The 14,541-nt window shown below is 32.5% G+C and carries 14 protein-coding genes; 8 read left to right on the top strand and 6 right to left on the bottom strand.

Annotated features, from left to right (window positions below; translation table 11 throughout):
* The first annotated feature begins 56 nt into the window (after positions 1 to 56).
* The 8 genes from ATE84_RS05240 (at position 57) to ATE84_RS05205 (ending at position 7,212) form a co-directional block, all read left to right on the top strand.
* Positions 57 to 1,682 (top strand): M1 family metallopeptidase, encoded by a 1,626-nt coding sequence (locus ATE84_RS05240; protein WP_101446440.1) that lies wholly within the window; start codon positions 57 to 59, stop codon positions 1,680 to 1,682.
* 19 nt (positions 1,683 to 1,701) lie between these two features.
* Positions 1,702 to 2,463: a molybdate ABC transporter substrate-binding protein gene (gene modA, locus ATE84_RS05235; protein WP_101446438.1), complete on the top strand. Its 762-nt coding sequence runs from the start codon at positions 1,702 to 1,704 to the stop codon at positions 2,461 to 2,463.
* 3 nt (positions 2,464 to 2,466) lie between these two features.
* On the top strand, positions 2,467 to 2,865 hold the full coding sequence (locus ATE84_RS05230) for a molybdopterin-binding protein (protein WP_101446436.1): 399 nt from the start codon (positions 2,467 to 2,469) through the stop codon (positions 2,863 to 2,865).
* Positions 2,865 to 3,536: a molybdate ABC transporter permease subunit gene (gene modB, locus ATE84_RS05225; RefSeq protein WP_101450840.1), complete on the top strand. Its 672-nt coding sequence runs from the start codon at positions 2,865 to 2,867 to the stop codon at positions 3,534 to 3,536. The genes ATE84_RS05230 and modB overlap by 1 nt, the downstream gene beginning before the upstream one ends.
* Positions 3,533 to 4,408, top strand: coding sequence for an ATP-binding cassette domain-containing protein (locus ATE84_RS05220; RefSeq protein WP_101446434.1), 876 nt, complete (start codon positions 3,533 to 3,535; stop codon positions 4,406 to 4,408). The genes modB and ATE84_RS05220 overlap by 4 nt, the downstream gene beginning before the upstream one ends.
* A 113-nt stretch (positions 4,409 to 4,521) precedes the next feature.
* Entirely contained in the window at positions 4,522 to 5,061 is a 540-nt protein-coding gene (locus ATE84_RS05215; protein WP_101446432.1) for a hypothetical protein, read from the top strand.
* Between the two features lie 10 nt (positions 5,062 to 5,071).
* Complete coding sequence (locus tag ATE84_RS05210; protein WP_101446430.1) at positions 5,072 to 5,566, top strand: nuclear transport factor 2 family protein; 495 nt, start codon at positions 5,072 to 5,074, stop codon at positions 5,564 to 5,566.
* Positions 5,567 to 5,889: 323 nt separating this feature from the next.
* Positions 5,890 to 7,212: a TlpA disulfide reductase family protein gene (locus ATE84_RS05205; protein ID WP_101446428.1), complete on the top strand. Its 1,323-nt coding sequence runs from the start codon at positions 5,890 to 5,892 to the stop codon at positions 7,210 to 7,212.
* 132 nt (positions 7,213 to 7,344) lie between these two features.
* Here the strand turns inward: ATE84_RS05205 and ATE84_RS05200 are convergent, their stop codons facing one another.
* The 6 genes from ATE84_RS05200 to ATE84_RS05175 all read right to left on the bottom strand — a co-directional run bounded on the left by ATE84_RS05200 (position 7,345) and on the right by ATE84_RS05175 (position 14,473).
* Positions 7,345 to 7,998: an HAD family hydrolase gene (locus tag ATE84_RS05200; RefSeq protein ID WP_101446426.1), complete on the bottom strand. Its 654-nt coding sequence runs from the start codon at positions 7,996 to 7,998 to the stop codon at positions 7,345 to 7,347.
* A 20-nt stretch (positions 7,999 to 8,018) separates the two neighbouring features.
* Positions 8,019 to 10,424, bottom strand: coding sequence for a TonB-dependent receptor (locus tag ATE84_RS05195; RefSeq protein ID WP_101446424.1), 2,406 nt, complete (start codon positions 10,422 to 10,424; stop codon positions 8,019 to 8,021).
* Positions 10,425 to 10,428: 4 nt separating this feature from the next.
* Complete coding sequence (gene recO, locus ATE84_RS05190; RefSeq protein ID WP_101446422.1) at positions 10,429 to 11,148, bottom strand: DNA repair protein RecO; 720 nt, start codon at positions 11,146 to 11,148, stop codon at positions 10,429 to 10,431.
* Between the two features lie 27 nt (positions 11,149 to 11,175).
* Positions 11,176 to 11,703 carry a DUF4136 domain-containing protein gene (locus ATE84_RS05185; protein WP_158237182.1) on the bottom strand — a complete coding sequence of 176 codons (528 nt, stop codon included), beginning with the start codon at positions 11,701 to 11,703 and terminating at the stop codon, positions 11,176 to 11,178.
* 183 nt (positions 11,704 to 11,886) lie between these two features.
* Positions 11,887 to 13,230, bottom strand: coding sequence for an NADP-specific glutamate dehydrogenase (gene gdhA / locus ATE84_RS05180; protein ID WP_101446418.1), 1,344 nt, complete (start codon positions 13,228 to 13,230; stop codon positions 11,887 to 11,889).
* 103 nt (positions 13,231 to 13,333) lie between these two features.
* Positions 13,334 to 14,473 carry a cystathionine gamma-synthase gene (locus tag ATE84_RS05175; protein WP_101446416.1) on the bottom strand — a complete coding sequence of 380 codons (1,140 nt, stop codon included), beginning with the start codon at positions 14,471 to 14,473 and terminating at the stop codon, positions 13,334 to 13,336.
* Positions 14,474 to 14,541: the final 68 nt, after the last annotated feature.

Below are 14,541 nucleotides of genomic sequence, written 5' to 3'. Positions count from 1 at the left end.
AGTATTTTAAACGTCTGATATTTGAATAGTTTTTATTCTATCAAAATGACAATTTTATGAGCACAATTATTCTAAAAAGAACATATATAAGCGTATTATGTTTTTTTTCCTTGTTTTTTAATACTCAAGCCCAAAAGCATCAGGAGCGTTTTGAAACCATCGATATTCTTAATTATAAATTCGACATACAATTATCGGATACAAACAATCAAATTGAAGGTACTGCAGAAATCAAAATCAGATTCAAAAAAGCAGTCACAACCTTTGTTCTCGATTTTGTTAAAAAGAAATCAAATGGTAAAGGGATGTCAGTTTATACTGTTTCAGAAAACAAAAACAATATTACTTCCTATACACACGATAACAACCAGCTCATCTTTAATATTGATGCAACCAAACAAGATGAAATTAGAATATATACTATACAATATAAAGGTATTCCCGAAGATGGATTGATCATTTCAAAAAACAAATACAATGAACGTACTTTTTTTGGAGATAACTGGCCCGATAGAAGTAAAAATTGGTTACCAGTAGTGGATCATCCTTCAGATAAAGCAACTGTCGAATGGGTCATTACTGCACCTTCTCATTATCAAACTATTGGTAATGGTATGATGGTTGAGAAAACAAATATTTCCGATAATAAAATAATAACTCGCTGGAGAATGGTTAACCCAATACCTACCAAAGTGATGGTTATTGGTGCGGCAAGATTCGCTGTAGAAGAACAAGGAGAAATTTATGGGATTCCTGTTTCCTCCTGGGTGTATCCACAAGATAGAGAAAAAGGGTTTAGTGACTATACTTTAGCAACTCCTATTATTGATTATATGATTAATCACATCGGTCCTTTTCCTTTTAAAAAATTAGCCAATGTACAATCTAAAACTCGTTTTGGAGGAATGGAAAATGCTGGTAATATTTTTTACGCAGAAAGGAGTGTAACAGGTACCGGAAGTAACGAAGCTTTGATTGCTCATGAAGTAGCTCATCAATGGTTTGGAAATTCTGCCTCTGAACTCAATTGGCATCATATATGGCTTAGTGAAGGCTTTGCTACTTACTTCACAAATCTATATTTTGAAAATAAGTATGGTAGAGATCAATTCGTTGATAGAATAAAAGCAGAACGTCTTACCATAATAGATTATACCAAAAAAAATCCCGCACCGATAGTAAATCCTAATATAGAAGATTATATGCAATTGCTCAATCCATACTCTTATCAAAAAGGAGGTTGGATATTACATATGTTACGAAGAGAATTAGGTGATCAGCTTTTTTGGAAAAGCATTCGTACATATTATGAAACCTATAAATATAGCAATGCCTTATCAGAAGATTTGCAAAGAATCATGGAACATATTTCTGGGAAAGACTTATCCCTCTTTTTTAAGCAATGGCTTTATCAAATAGGACATCCCAAACTAGAAGCTACATGGGATTATAAAAATGAACTCTTACAGGTAGAAATACATCAAAATCAAAAAAGTAGTATTTATAATTTCCCTCTTGATATAAAAATAACATACAAAGATGGAACTATGGCAATAGAAACAGTTATGATTTCTGAAAAGATACAAATATCAAAAATTGTATCAAAGAAACAAGTGACTTCTATAGAACTCGATCCAAATACCTGGTTGCTTTTTGAGTTGATATCTTTAAACAAAAAATAGTACTGGAAAATACCCTAAAATGAAAAAAGCAATATTCATATTTCTTACATATTTGACGGTAACTACTACGATAGGATGTCAACGAAAACAAGAGGAAAAATTAACTATTGCTGTAGCTGCTAATATGCAATTTGCGATGAAAGAACTATCAAAAGCTTTTACAGTCCAAACAGGTATCGTTTGTGATCTCATTATAAGCTCATCGGGAAAACTAACTGCGCAAATCAAAGAAGGTGCTCCTTTTGATATATTTGTTTCTGCCAACATGAAATATCCAAAAGAATTATTTAATAGTGGTTTTGCGACTAAAGCACCCAAGATTTATGGATATGGAAAATTGGTTATGGGATCAATGATTGATAGTATTCACCCTTCACTAGAAATTCTGAAAAGTTCGAAAATAAACCATATTGCAATTGCAAACCCTAAAATGGCTCCTTATGGCATGGCTACAATTGAGGTTCTGAAAAAACACAACCTATATGAAAGTGTAAAGAATAAATTAGTTTATGGAGAAAGTATTTTACAAACTAATCAGTTTATTATCTCAAAATCCGCAGAAATTGGTTTTACTTCAAAATCCGTAGTTTTATCTCCAGAAATGAACAATAAAGGAAATTGGATTGATATAGAAGATACTGATCATTCTGCGATTGCTCAAGGTGTTGTTATTCTTAACCATAATAATCAAGAAAAGGCAAAAAAATTCTACGACTTTTTATCTTCTGCAGAAGCAAGAAGAATTCTCGAAAGTTTTGGGTATTTAACAAAAGAAAACTAGCCTATGAATGTCCTACAGGGTAAAATAACATCTATAAAAACCAACGGTAGTTTATCATTGGTTACTGTAGGTATTGATGATATTTATTTTAATACTATCATAATCGAAACACCCGATACGGCTTCCTATTTAAAACAAGGAAATCATATCAAAATGATTTTCAAAGAAACAGAAGTAATTGTTGGGAAAGGAGTAGAACACTCTTTAAGTATACAAAACAAAGCTATAGGAGAGATTATTAATATAAAAAAAGGAAAATTATTAAGCACAGTAATTATTGATTCTACAGTTGGACACCTAACCGCAATTATTACTTCTGATGCTGCTGATCAAATGCAATTAGAAATTGGCGAAAAAATCACCGCTATGATTAAAACTACCGAAATAATGTTATCAGAATGATGGATTGGCAACCTTTAATATTAACATTTAAACTCGCATTAGTTACCACGCTTTTGTTATTGGTTATTTCTATACCTCTATCCTATTGGCTTGCTCATACAAAATCAAGAGTAAAACCGTTTTTAGAAACTCTGGTGAGTATGCCTTTAGTTTTACCTCCTACCGTTTTAGGGTTTTATATGCTAGTAGCTTTTAGTCCTTCAAATGCTTTTGGAAGTTGGTTAAACGAGTATCTTGGGATACAACTTATTTTTTCATTCCAGGGACTTGTTATTGCATCTGTTATCTATAGTTTACCTTTCATGGTACATCCTATTCAAGCTGGATTTTCGAATTTGCCTTCATCAATAACAGAAGCCTCCTATGTATTAGGAAAATCTAAAATTACAACTCTTTTCAAAGTATTACTTCCTAATATAAAACCATCATTACTCACAGGAGTTGTATTGGCTTTTGCGCATACCATTGGTGAATTTGGTGTCGTATTAATGATTGGTGGCAATATGCCCGGAAAAACAAAAGTGGCCTCTATTGCTATTTATGATGAAGTAGAAGCTCTTAACTACGATGTAGCAAATTGGTATTCGCTCATCTTATTTGCAATTACATTTAGCATCTTATTATTGGTATATCTAATCAATGGTGGGTATTTAAAAAGATTCTGGAAATGATACATATAGCTTTGCAAAAAGAATTAACGGCAGCAAATGGAGCGATGCAACTTGATATTAATATCAATATCGAGCAAAGTCAATTAGTTACACTATATGGAGATTCTGGAGCGGGAAAAACTTCTATCCTAAGAATGATTGCTGGATTACTACAAGCAGATGAAGGATCAATTACAGTCAATCAAAAAACATGGCTTGATACCAAAAAGGGAATTTGCCTAAAACCCCAACAGCGAAAAATAGGATTTGTATTTCAGGATTATGCTTTGTTTCCTAATATGACTGTAAAAGAAAATCTTCTTTTTGCAGTAGAAAAAGGACAAAACAAGGAAATTGTTAATGAACTCATAGATATTATCGAATTAGGTGATCTACAAGATCGAAAGCCAAAAAATCTTTCGGGAGGGCAAAAACAAAGAGTAGCCCTAGCAAGAGCATTGGTAAGAAAGCCAGAAATCTTAATGCTGGATGAGCCTCTTTCTGCATTGGATATAAAAATGCGTACCAAACTACAAGACTATATTCTTAACGTACATAAGCAATTTAATTTAACCACTCTATTGATAAGTCATGAGATAGGCGAGGTTATAAAAATGTCTGATAGTGTATTTATTATTGAAAACGGAAAAATAATCAAACAAGGAAAACCAATTGAAGTATTTACTACGAAACAAGTAAGTGGAAAATTTCAGTTTTCCGGAGAAATAATTCAAATTGAACAAGAAGATATCATTTATATTGTTACCATTTTGATAGGTTCAAACTTTGTAAAAATAGTTGCCGAAGAAGATGACATTAAAACAATTACTATAGGAGATAAAGTAATTGTTGCTTCGAAAGCGTTTAATCCTCTATTTCAAAAGATAGGTTAATTACATATTAGCAATTCTATATAGATATCAACGACATCGTATTTTCTAGAATTAATTTTATGTAAGAACTGATATAAATACCTTATTTTTGAGTCCTTACTAAAAAATACAGGATGCGAATATTTCTTTTTTTAGGAATCATATTAATTTGTTTTGGGTGTCAAAGTGAAAAAACCACCAATACACAGGGAAAAAATCCTATCACTAAGCTAGATAGTCTTTCTAAAGAAAAGATCAAATTAGACCTTTTAAAACTTTCTCCAGAGGCAGAAAAAAGCCTTGAGAGTTTTGATGATTTTCAAAACTTAAGAAGTTTTATAACCGTACTAAGCAATGAGAATTCTTTTTACGTGAACAAACATGTTGATAGCATAGATTTATTAGTGAGTACATTTAAAGAAAATCTTTCTGAAGATCTAAATATAAATACTATTAACTCTAGAATTAGTGTTCTATCTACTGAAACAGGCTTGCTAAAGCTGCTTTCTGAAAAGAAAAATAAAGATTCTGATAAGGTTCTGAAGGCTAATACAAGATTGATTAAAGCTTATAATAGTTTGATCATACAATTAAATGAGTTGTCATTAGCAATCCCAGAAAATATCGAAAAAGAACTCTTAAGAGAACTAGAAAATCAAGAGAAAAAACTATAAAATTAAACTCATGCAAAAGCTCATTCTATCTTTACTGCTAATCGTCAACAGTTTTTGTTTTGCACAACAAAATACTGAAATCAATACTACTCTTGAGCAATGGCACAAAGCTGCTGCCGATGCTAATTTTGAAGCCTATTTTGGGTTAATGACAGAGGATGCTATTTTTATAGGAACAGATCCTACAGAAAATTGGAATAACTCTGAATTTAAAGCTTTTGCCAAACCTTATTTTGATAAAGGAAAAGCCTGGAGCTTCTCTACTCTTGAAAGAAATATTTTTGCAAAAAAAGAAAGTGATATCGTGTGGTTTGATGAGTTATTAGATACTCAAATGGGGATTTGTCGTGGTAGTGGTATTCTTCAAAAAACGGCTAATGGCTGGAAAATAAAGCACTATGTGTTATCTATTGCTATCCCTAATGAAAATGTAGCCGAAATCACCAAGCTTAAAAAAGAGTTTGACACCACCTTAATGCAAAAGCTAAGAACTACTATAAATTAAATTAGTGATTTTTTGAATGTTGACAGCGTAGAAAAGCAGTCATAAACATCTTTTATATATTGACGTGACTGAACTCCTATGTCATTTATAATTAAACATTTAATAATTAATAACTATTTTAGTTCAGCTATAATACATATATTAGTGTTATCCTATCCTATTTAATATATTTTATTGTAATAATTTTTATGGCAAAAATGACTTTGTATCTATTTTGAACTATTAAGAGGCTACTATTTGTCATCTCTCATTATTTCAATTTATAGAATTTCTCAAAATTTTGCCTCAGAGATTATTTATTCACTTCTTAAACTAATAGGTATATGATTCGCTATAAAACACAATTTAGAATACAATTTCTTTTGATCTGTGCTCTGTTTTTAACTATAGGCTGTACACAAAAACCACAACAAAAGGAGGAAATTCTGATACCAATACATCAAACATTAGAAAATGACCCTTTTCTTATACCTACAATGCCATTCACCATGCTGGATGCTATACCAAAAGAATTTATTGGGATCCCCGATGTAGATACAGTAGTTGTAGGTAGATTAACACTTAATGATGGACATGAAATCAGAAAACTAAAAAAAGAAAAAAAACTGACCGACAAACTAAGAACTAAAATTAGAGAGCAGGAACTGTTTTGTGTAAGTGGATATCAAGAGGATAAACAGTTCTATATCCTGGATAAAAACAGGAATAAGGATTTTAGCGATGACGAGCTAATCCTTTTTGATCGCAGTTTGAGTACCGATAGAGATAAGGCCAAGGATTTTTTTAAAACTTTTTTAATGCCTTATAAAAAGATAGAAAAAGATACTTTTATAGGAACTGCTAAGTCTATAAAAGTAATTCCAAATACGTATTCTTACCGTTATAACGAAATGACCCCAATACAAAAAATCAAAAGTAGTTTACAATTGGTATCACTACAACTAGGCTATTGGTATGGAGAGTTTACCTATAATGATAAGAACTATAAAGTCGCAATGAAAGAATATGGTTTGGGTGGAAAAAGTTTTGCAATTTTTCAGGAATCAAACAAGGATTTTTTAAAAAGATCCAGTGGGTATTATATCGAATATAATGAGGGGGATATGGTACGATTGGATTCGACTTATTTTCTAATGGATAGAATCAACTTAAACGCTAAAGAAATATATTTAAGAAAATTAGAGCTTAAAGGCAAAGTATATGGAGAACATACGGGAAACTATATCAAAGATTACAAATTAAATACGCTTACAGGAGATACCATTACATTATCCAGCCTCTTTGACAACAATACATATCTAGTCCTGGATTTCTGGGGAACCTGGTGTGGCCCCTGTAAAAAGTTAACCCCGGATTTAAAAAAATTAAGAGAAGAAAACAAAGACAAACTGGCTATTCTAGGCATCGCTTATCAGGAAGATGTTACCAAAGTCAGGAAGTATGTAAACAGTAATGCTATAGAATGGCAACAAACCTATGTAAAAGGAAAACCCAAAAGTGCTAGTACTATTAAACCAAAGATCATCTCAGAGCTTAAGGTTATGAGCTATCCTACATTTATAATTCTAAATAAAGATTTAAAAATTATGTATCGAGGTCATGGGGGTTCTTATAAAGAAATGCTTGGGGTTATTAAAACATTATAATGCATACTGTTTCAAATAAGGATGATTCATACCATAGCACAATTTCTAGTAATCAATTCAGAAACAAAAACATACGATGCATAAAAAAGGTTTTGACATCTACCAAATGCAAAAGCTAAGAGCTACTATAAATTAAATTAGTGATTTTTTGAATGCTGATAGCGTAGAAAAGCAGTGTTTAGCTCCGTTTTCTAGTAATTTTACTTTATTCTTATCTCCTATCCCTACAAAATCAAGAGATAAATTTTGAGCTGTTTTCAAATCCCAAACACCATCTCCTATGGATACAATACGATCAAAATTTTCTTTACCATAATACAACTTTGACCTTTCTATAGCATCCAAAACAAATCCTTCTCTCGACTCGTGCGTTTTTGAAGTTGCTAATAGTTTTTCATCATACCAAATATCACATTGATCTAATTTGATCATTGCAGGTTTTGGTAATGCTCCTGTGGCAAAACAAAAAGGAATGTTATCCTCTTTAAAAAACCGAATTAATGATTTAGCACCATCAATTTCTTTTACAGGATCAAACATGTTCATTTGATGAATCAAATCAATCTCAAAATCATCCAGTAATGACTCTGGAAAGGCTGTCTTAAAATTGCGCTCGTAATTATATCTCAATGCATAACTATCGGTATGGTGTTTATACCTATCATAATCGGTATCGATATCAGAAATTCCCAATGCTAATAACGATTTTGTAACCGAAATCAAATACATAGGCACACTATCTGTGAGTGTTCCATCGATATCAAATATGAATAATGTATTCTTCATACAGCTTCTATTCTATGATGTTAAAGTGTATATTTTACTGATAGGATAAAATTTCTACCTGCTCCAGCAATTCCAGAAGAATACGGGCGATATCGTTGGTCAGTAATATTTTCTATCGATAATATTCCTTTTATATTTCTAGTTACTTGGTATTGTGTCCTAAGGTTAAAGGTATACCAGGATGGAGAATATGGATTCCCATCTTGATCTTTGGCATATAAAAAATCATTATTTTGTTGAGAAGGTGCTAGATCCTCATAACTAAACTCTCCATTATATATAGCAAAAGCATCGATTGTAAATTTAGGTGATATGTAACTCAATTTAGTAGTTCCAAATTGAGGAGAAACATGTCTTGATGGAGCTGTCGTGCCGTCATCAGATTCTTCTTCTCCTCCAACAAAAGTATACTTAGATGTTAGTTTAAAATTCTCAAAAAACTTGTACTCTATTCCTGCTTCAAAACCATATATTCTGGCATTTGCAGCATTTTGAATAGCTTGTACATTACTAAGTTCTCCTCCAAATTCGATTTCTGTTTGCCCATTTAGGCTATAATCTCTTCGTATTAATGCATCTTTAAGATGCGTATAATACGTCGACAAATCTACAGATATGTTTTTATCAAAATTTAATTTTACTCCTATTTCACCATTATACGCATATTCTGATTTTATATCAGGATTAGGTACTACCACAGATCCAGGTTCTGAGTCAAAAATCTTACCAACATCATCAATATTAGGTGCTCTAAAAGCTGTAGAGAAGTTCAATTTCCATTGTATCATATTATTAGGAAACCAACTTAGCCCCGCAGTACCTGTTAATGCTTCGGTATCAATATTTGCTTCTGTAAATGGGAAATCAAAAAATTTATCATCATATTCTGAATACAAGATGATTCTATTATATCGCAATCCTCCTTGAAATCTTAGTTTCTCGCTTAACTTATGCTTTATACTTAAGTATGCCGCTATAGATTGCCAGGTAGACCCATCTGGATATCTCGAAGGTGCATCTTCAATGATATTAGTATCAATATTGCGTTCTGACCCATCAGAATATACTTGATTCAGCACATATTCTAATCCATAATACAATGTGGTCTTATTGCTAAACTTTTTTTCAAAGTCCCAATTTAAAGAGTAAGCATCTACCTGTTCTTGAGTTCTTTCTAGGATATCACTTCTAAAATTACGATCATTTCTACTTTCTTCAAAATATTGATATGCTGCAGTGATTTTCATTTTATCATACAGCTTGTTTTTTGATTTATGTGACACCTGTAGATTACCCATAAACCAAAGCTGTGGTCCATAAAACCATTCGGCAGATCTTAAATTTCCATTTCTCCTTCTAATCAAGCGATCATACCGAGGAAAATCTGATGTCTCTGTATAGATAAGACTCGCATTAAAATCCCATTTTTCGTTAGGCATAAAACGAATTTTCTGTAATAAATTAATCTGATCATACCCTGTAAACACTTGTTTTTTCGGATTATCATTTTGAATTATATAATCTTCTCCATTTAAGATTTCTACATATTCATTTCTCAAATAGTCATCGGGACCATGACTTCCCATTTTTAAATCGTCAAAATCTGTATAGCTTACACTTGTCAAAAATGCCCATTTCTCTAATCCAATATTAAAATCCACATGTCCCGTTTTTTCATTGCTGGCACTGGCATATCTAATAAGTGCATTACCACTTAATTTATTCTTATTATTTATGGCAAATTTAGGTTGTGTAGTATAAAAATTCATTACCCCACCTACTGCATCACTACCGTATACAACAGAACCTGGCCCTAATATTACCTCTGTTCTATCTACAGTAAAGGGATCAACCGAAATTACATTTTGCACATTTCCTCCTCTAAAAATTGCAGTATTCATTCGTACTCCATCTACGGTAAGCAATAATCGATTCGTAGAAAAACCTCTAATGATAGGACTTCCTCCTCCCAGTTGGCTTTTTTGAATAAAAACCTGTCCACTACTTTGTAAAAGATCAGCAGATGTTTGCGGCATAGACAATGCAATATCATTAGAAGAAATACTTACTATTTTTTGTGTAATTTCTTTTTGTTCTTGCTCCCATTTTGATACTGAAATAACAACTTCAGAAAGTTGGTTTTCATCTGGCTTTAAATATATAGAAAGTGATTTTGGTATTTTAGACTTAATCATACTTATACTCAAATGTGAGACATGAGTAAAGTATAAGATTTCGGTATCAGAAAACGCAGAAATATCGGCTACTCCATCAAAATCAGTAATAGCACTCTTAGACTTAATCTTATTGTAAATAGCTACATTAGGAATAGGTTGATTACTTGTAGTACTAAATATCGTGATTTTTTGAGCATTGCCAGGCAATACAAAAAACATAGTCAACAAAAGAAATATAAATAACCGCATTATCTTAATTAAAAATTTCGTTTAAAACAGAAAGTGATTTCGGTTTCTTAAAACCGTGCAAATGTAGCTCAAAATATACTAATAGCATAGCCAGAATATCACTTCGTATGCTCTTTGATAGTTTAATATCCATACTTGCTTCAAATGTTGTACCTAAAAATTGTTTGAATAATTTTACCTGATCTCCACATACACAGTATACATTGCTACTGGTAGACTGAAAAATACCATCCTGCATATTGAAATAATCTGATTCTATATGAGGAGTATCAGGATAAAAACCAAGATATTGGGTAAGTTTGGTTAAAAACGTAATATGAAAATTACCAATAGTATCATGTGTATCTAACCATATTAAAGCGGTTTCAAGATATTCGAATAAATCTGTATTTGTTTCTTCTTCTTGGATAGAATTCTTAAGCACTTCAGAAATAAAAAACACTACTGTACCTTTTATAAAATCTGTATGTAAGGATTTATAAATTGTTTTTATTTTGGCTTCTTTAATTCTCTCTAAGGAACCTTTATCTCTATGAAAAGCTTGTATTTCTAATAAGGTAAGGGGTTGAAATAATGATGCTCTAATTTTTCCTCTTTTAGATTTTAAAACTCCTTTCAGTAAATAAGAGCGTAGCCCACTTGTTTTTGTAAATAATGAAACAATCAAGTCTGCTTCACTATATCGTAAGGAGTGTATTACTATTGCTGGTGAATTGATTATCATTATAAATCAAAAATAAGTAAAAGCAATTTATTTTTTCTTCTTGGGTGGATATTTGGCTAAGGTTTTTTCTATTATTTTTTGAAAGAAATTAGTACGTACATCTGGAGCTGCATTAGGATGAAAACGCCTTTCGGCAATCGCCTGCCATACCAACTCATCTTTTTTGACATCAACAAAATCTATCGTAAGTTCTAAAAAAGTTTCTGGTCCACCAATAGGAATAGATCCTCCGACACCAATACTAACTCCGCTACTACCACTACCAACTCCTACACCAATACTGTTACGAGAAGGTGTTTTATTAATAACCGTTTTAAAATTCATATAAATATCAGGAGTTTCAGATTTGGTAAACCCCTTGTTTTGCATGACGCTCTCTGTTACTATCAATAATCGTTTTTGATCCAAATCATTAAGCCCAGAACTCATCTCTGGATAAAAAGCATAGGTCTTGTAAATTGAAAAATCCTGTTGTTCATCATAATCATAAACTGTATTTGTAACCCCACATGAGATGAATAGTGCTAAGAAAAAGAAAAGGGTTATATGTTTCATGAGCATCAGTTTAAGAACTCATTTTTGAGTTTTCATAAGGAATCATAAAAATACATAACAAAATTATATAAGCCTAAGTTCAATCCAAAGATCTAATATTTAAAAGTGTTAATTCTCTTAAATCAACAACAAAGCCGTTTAGAAAACTATCTAAACGGCTTTTGTTTATAAAAATAAAACTTATTATATCACGCCTTGTGCCAACATAGCATCAGCTACTTTTACAAAACCAGCAATATTTGCTCCTTTTACATAATCTACATATCCATTATCATCTGTACCATATTCAAGGCACGCAGAATGGATATCTTCCATAATTTGTTTTAGTTTATTATCTACTTCTTCACGAGTCCAATTGTAACGCAAAGAGTTTTGAGTCATTTCTAAACCAGATGTTGCAACACCTCCTGCATTAGAGGCTTTTCCTGGGGCAAAGAAAATCTTAGCTTCATGAAAAGCTGATATTGCTTCTGGTGTACTAGGCATATTAGCTCCTTCACTAACGCAAACACAACCATTAGCTATTAGTGTTTTTGCATCTTCTCCATTCAACTCATTTTGAGTAGCACATGGTAATGCAATATCACATTTCACTTCCCATGGAGTCTTTCCTTTATGAAACTCTGCAGAAGGATATTTATCAGCATATTCACTTATACGTCCTCTTCTTACATTTTTAAGTTCCATTACAAAAGCAAGCTTTTCTGCATCAATTCCGTCTTTATCATAAACGTATCCAGAAGAGTCAGAAAGTGTTACCACTTTTGCTCCTAGTTGCGTTGCTTTTTCTGCAGCGTATTGTGCCACATTTCCTGAACCAGAAACTGTTACTGTTTTTCCTTCAAAAGAACCTCCTTGAGTTTCAAGCATATTTTTAGCAAAATAAACAGTTCCGTATCCAGTAGCTTCAGGACGAATTAAAGATCCACCCCAAGTAAGTCCTTTTCCGGTAAGAACACCAGTAAATTCATTACGCATTTTACGGTACATCCCGAATAAGAATCCTATTTCACGACCTCCTACTCCAATATCTCCAGCAGGAACATCGGTATCAGGGCCAATATGTCTAAAAAGCTCACTCATAAAGCTATGGCAAAAGCGCATAATTTCATCGTCAGATTTTCCTTTAGGATCAAAGTCAGATCCTCCTTTACCACCTCCCATAGGGAGAGTAGTTAGGCTATTTTTGAAAACCTGTTCAAAAGCTAAAAACTTTAAAATACTTATGTTTACAGAAGGATGAAAACGTAACCCTCCTTTGTATGGTCCTATTGCAGAATTCATCTGAATTCGGTATCCTCTATTCACATGAATTTCTCCTTTATCGTCTACCCAAGGCACACGAAACATGATCGCTCTCTCTGGCTCAACCATTCTTAACAGGATGTTCTTCCCGTTATAAATTTCTTTTGTAGCGATGTAAGGGATTACAGTTTCGGCAACTTCTTGTACCGCTTGTAAGAACTCAGGCTCATGAGCATTACGAGCCTTTACTTCTTCCATGAATGCATCTATCTTTGTTTGCATATGTTAATTGAATTAATAGATTCTTATCTATAGGTTGAAATATCAGGTCAAATATATGATATTCCTAAAAAAACAAGTTTATTTTTTTAATTTAATAATTAGGTTATCCAATGGCTTGGTCAAGATCAGTAATTAGGTCATCTACATCTTCTATACCAACACTTAATCTAATTAAGGAATCAACCACTCCTGTTTTCTCACGTTCTTCTTTGGGAATAGAAGCATGTGTCATACTTGCCGGATGACCTGCAAGGCTTTCTACGCCACCAAGAGATTCTGCTAAAGTGAAAATTTTCAGATTCTCTACGATCTTAATTGCACTATCATAATCACTGCCTTTTGTAACAAAAGATATCATGCCTCCAAAACCATCCATCTGTGCTTTAGCAACTTCATGATTAGGATGATCTTCAAAACCTGGCCAGTATACTTTTTCTATTTTAGGATGATTCTTCAAATATTTTGCAATGGCTTCACCATTTTCACAGTGTCGTTGCATACGTATATGCAATGTCTTGATCCCTCTTAATACCAAAAAGCTATCTTGTGGTCCACAAACAGCTCCGCTTGCATTCTGAATAAAATAAAGCTGCTCTGCTAATTTCTCATCTTTTACAATCAATGCTCCCATAACCACATCACTATGTCCTCCTAAATATTTGGTAGCACTATGCATTACAATATCGGCACCAAGATCCAAAGGTCTTTGCAGGTATGGAGTAGCAAAAGTGTTATCTACGGCTAACAAAATATTGTGTTTTTTTGATATTGCAGCTATGGCTTTAATATCAATAATATTCATCATAGGATTGGTTGGTGTTTCAACCCATACTAATTTAGTATTCTCATTTACATAATCTTCTACTTTATCTGCATTTTCCATTCCGATAAAGTGAAACTTGATTCCAAAATCTTCAAAGATTTTAGTAAACAAACGATAGGTTCCTCCGTATAAATCATTCGTAGAAATAACCTCATCACCAGGTTTCAATAATTTGATTACTGCATCTATGGCAGCAAGACCAGATCCAAAAGCAAGTCCAAATTTTCCGTTTTCGATACTGGCAAAAGAATCTTCTAATGCTTTTCTTGTTGGATTATGTGTTCTGCTATATTCAAAACCTTTATGCCCTCCTGGAGTAGTTTGAGCATATGTGGATGTCTGATATATCGGAGGCATAACAGCACCATAAGCTGGATCATGTTGCTGTCCTCCGTGAATTGTTTTAGTGTTAAATTTCATCTATTTATTAGTTTTTAACAAGAATAAATTAACTTGGTCATTTTTATGTTGAAAAACGGGACAAATGT

Source organism: Aquimarina sp. MAR_2010_214, from assembly GCF_002846555.1.
Taxonomy (GTDB): domain Bacteria; phylum Bacteroidota; class Bacteroidia; order Flavobacteriales; family Flavobacteriaceae; genus Aquimarina.
Note: the sequence above shows the minus strand (reverse complement) of the source record. Positions and strands in the feature narration are given on the sequence as shown.

Bases quoted from the DNA above. Each gene is read 5' to 3' on its own strand.
- modA (WP_101446438.1), top strand. From the start codon at position 1,702: ATGAAAAAAGCAATATTCATATTTCTTACATATTTGACGGTAACTACT.
- gdhA (WP_101446418.1), bottom strand. From the start codon at position 13,230: ATGCAAACAAAGATAGATGCATTCATGGAAGAAGTAAAGGCTCGTAAT.
- ATE84_RS05200 (WP_101446426.1), bottom strand. From the start codon at position 7,998: ATGAAGAATACATTATTCATATTTGATATCGATGGAACACTCACAGAT.
- recO (WP_101446422.1), bottom strand. From the start codon at position 11,148: ATGATAATCAATTCACCAGCAATAGTAATACACTCCTTACGATATAGT.
- ATE84_RS05240 (WP_101446440.1), top strand. From the start codon at position 57: ATGAGCACAATTATTCTAAAAAGAACATATATAAGCGTATTATGTTTT.
- modB (WP_101450840.1), top strand. From the start codon at position 2,865: ATGGATTGGCAACCTTTAATATTAACATTTAAACTCGCATTAGTTACC.
- ATE84_RS05220 (WP_101446434.1), top strand. From the start codon at position 3,533: ATGATACATATAGCTTTGCAAAAAGAATTAACGGCAGCAAATGGAGCG.
- ATE84_RS05185 (WP_158237182.1), bottom strand. From the start codon at position 11,703: ATGAAACATATAACCCTTTTCTTTTTCTTAGCACTATTCATCTCATGT.
- ATE84_RS05215 (WP_101446432.1), top strand. From the start codon at position 4,522: ATGCGAATATTTCTTTTTTTAGGAATCATATTAATTTGTTTTGGGTGT.
- ATE84_RS05175 (WP_101446416.1), bottom strand. From the start codon at position 14,473: ATGAAATTTAACACTAAAACAATTCACGGAGGACAGCAACATGATCCA.
- ATE84_RS05210 (WP_101446430.1), top strand. From the start codon at position 5,072: ATGCAAAAGCTCATTCTATCTTTACTGCTAATCGTCAACAGTTTTTGT.
- ATE84_RS05205 (WP_101446428.1), top strand. From the start codon at position 5,890: ATGATTCGCTATAAAACACAATTTAGAATACAATTTCTTTTGATCTGT.
- ATE84_RS05230 (WP_101446436.1), top strand. From the start codon at position 2,467: ATGAATGTCCTACAGGGTAAAATAACATCTATAAAAACCAACGGTAGT.
- ATE84_RS05195 (WP_101446424.1), bottom strand. From the start codon at position 10,424: ATGCGGTTATTTATATTTCTTTTGTTGACTATGTTTTTTGTATTGCCT.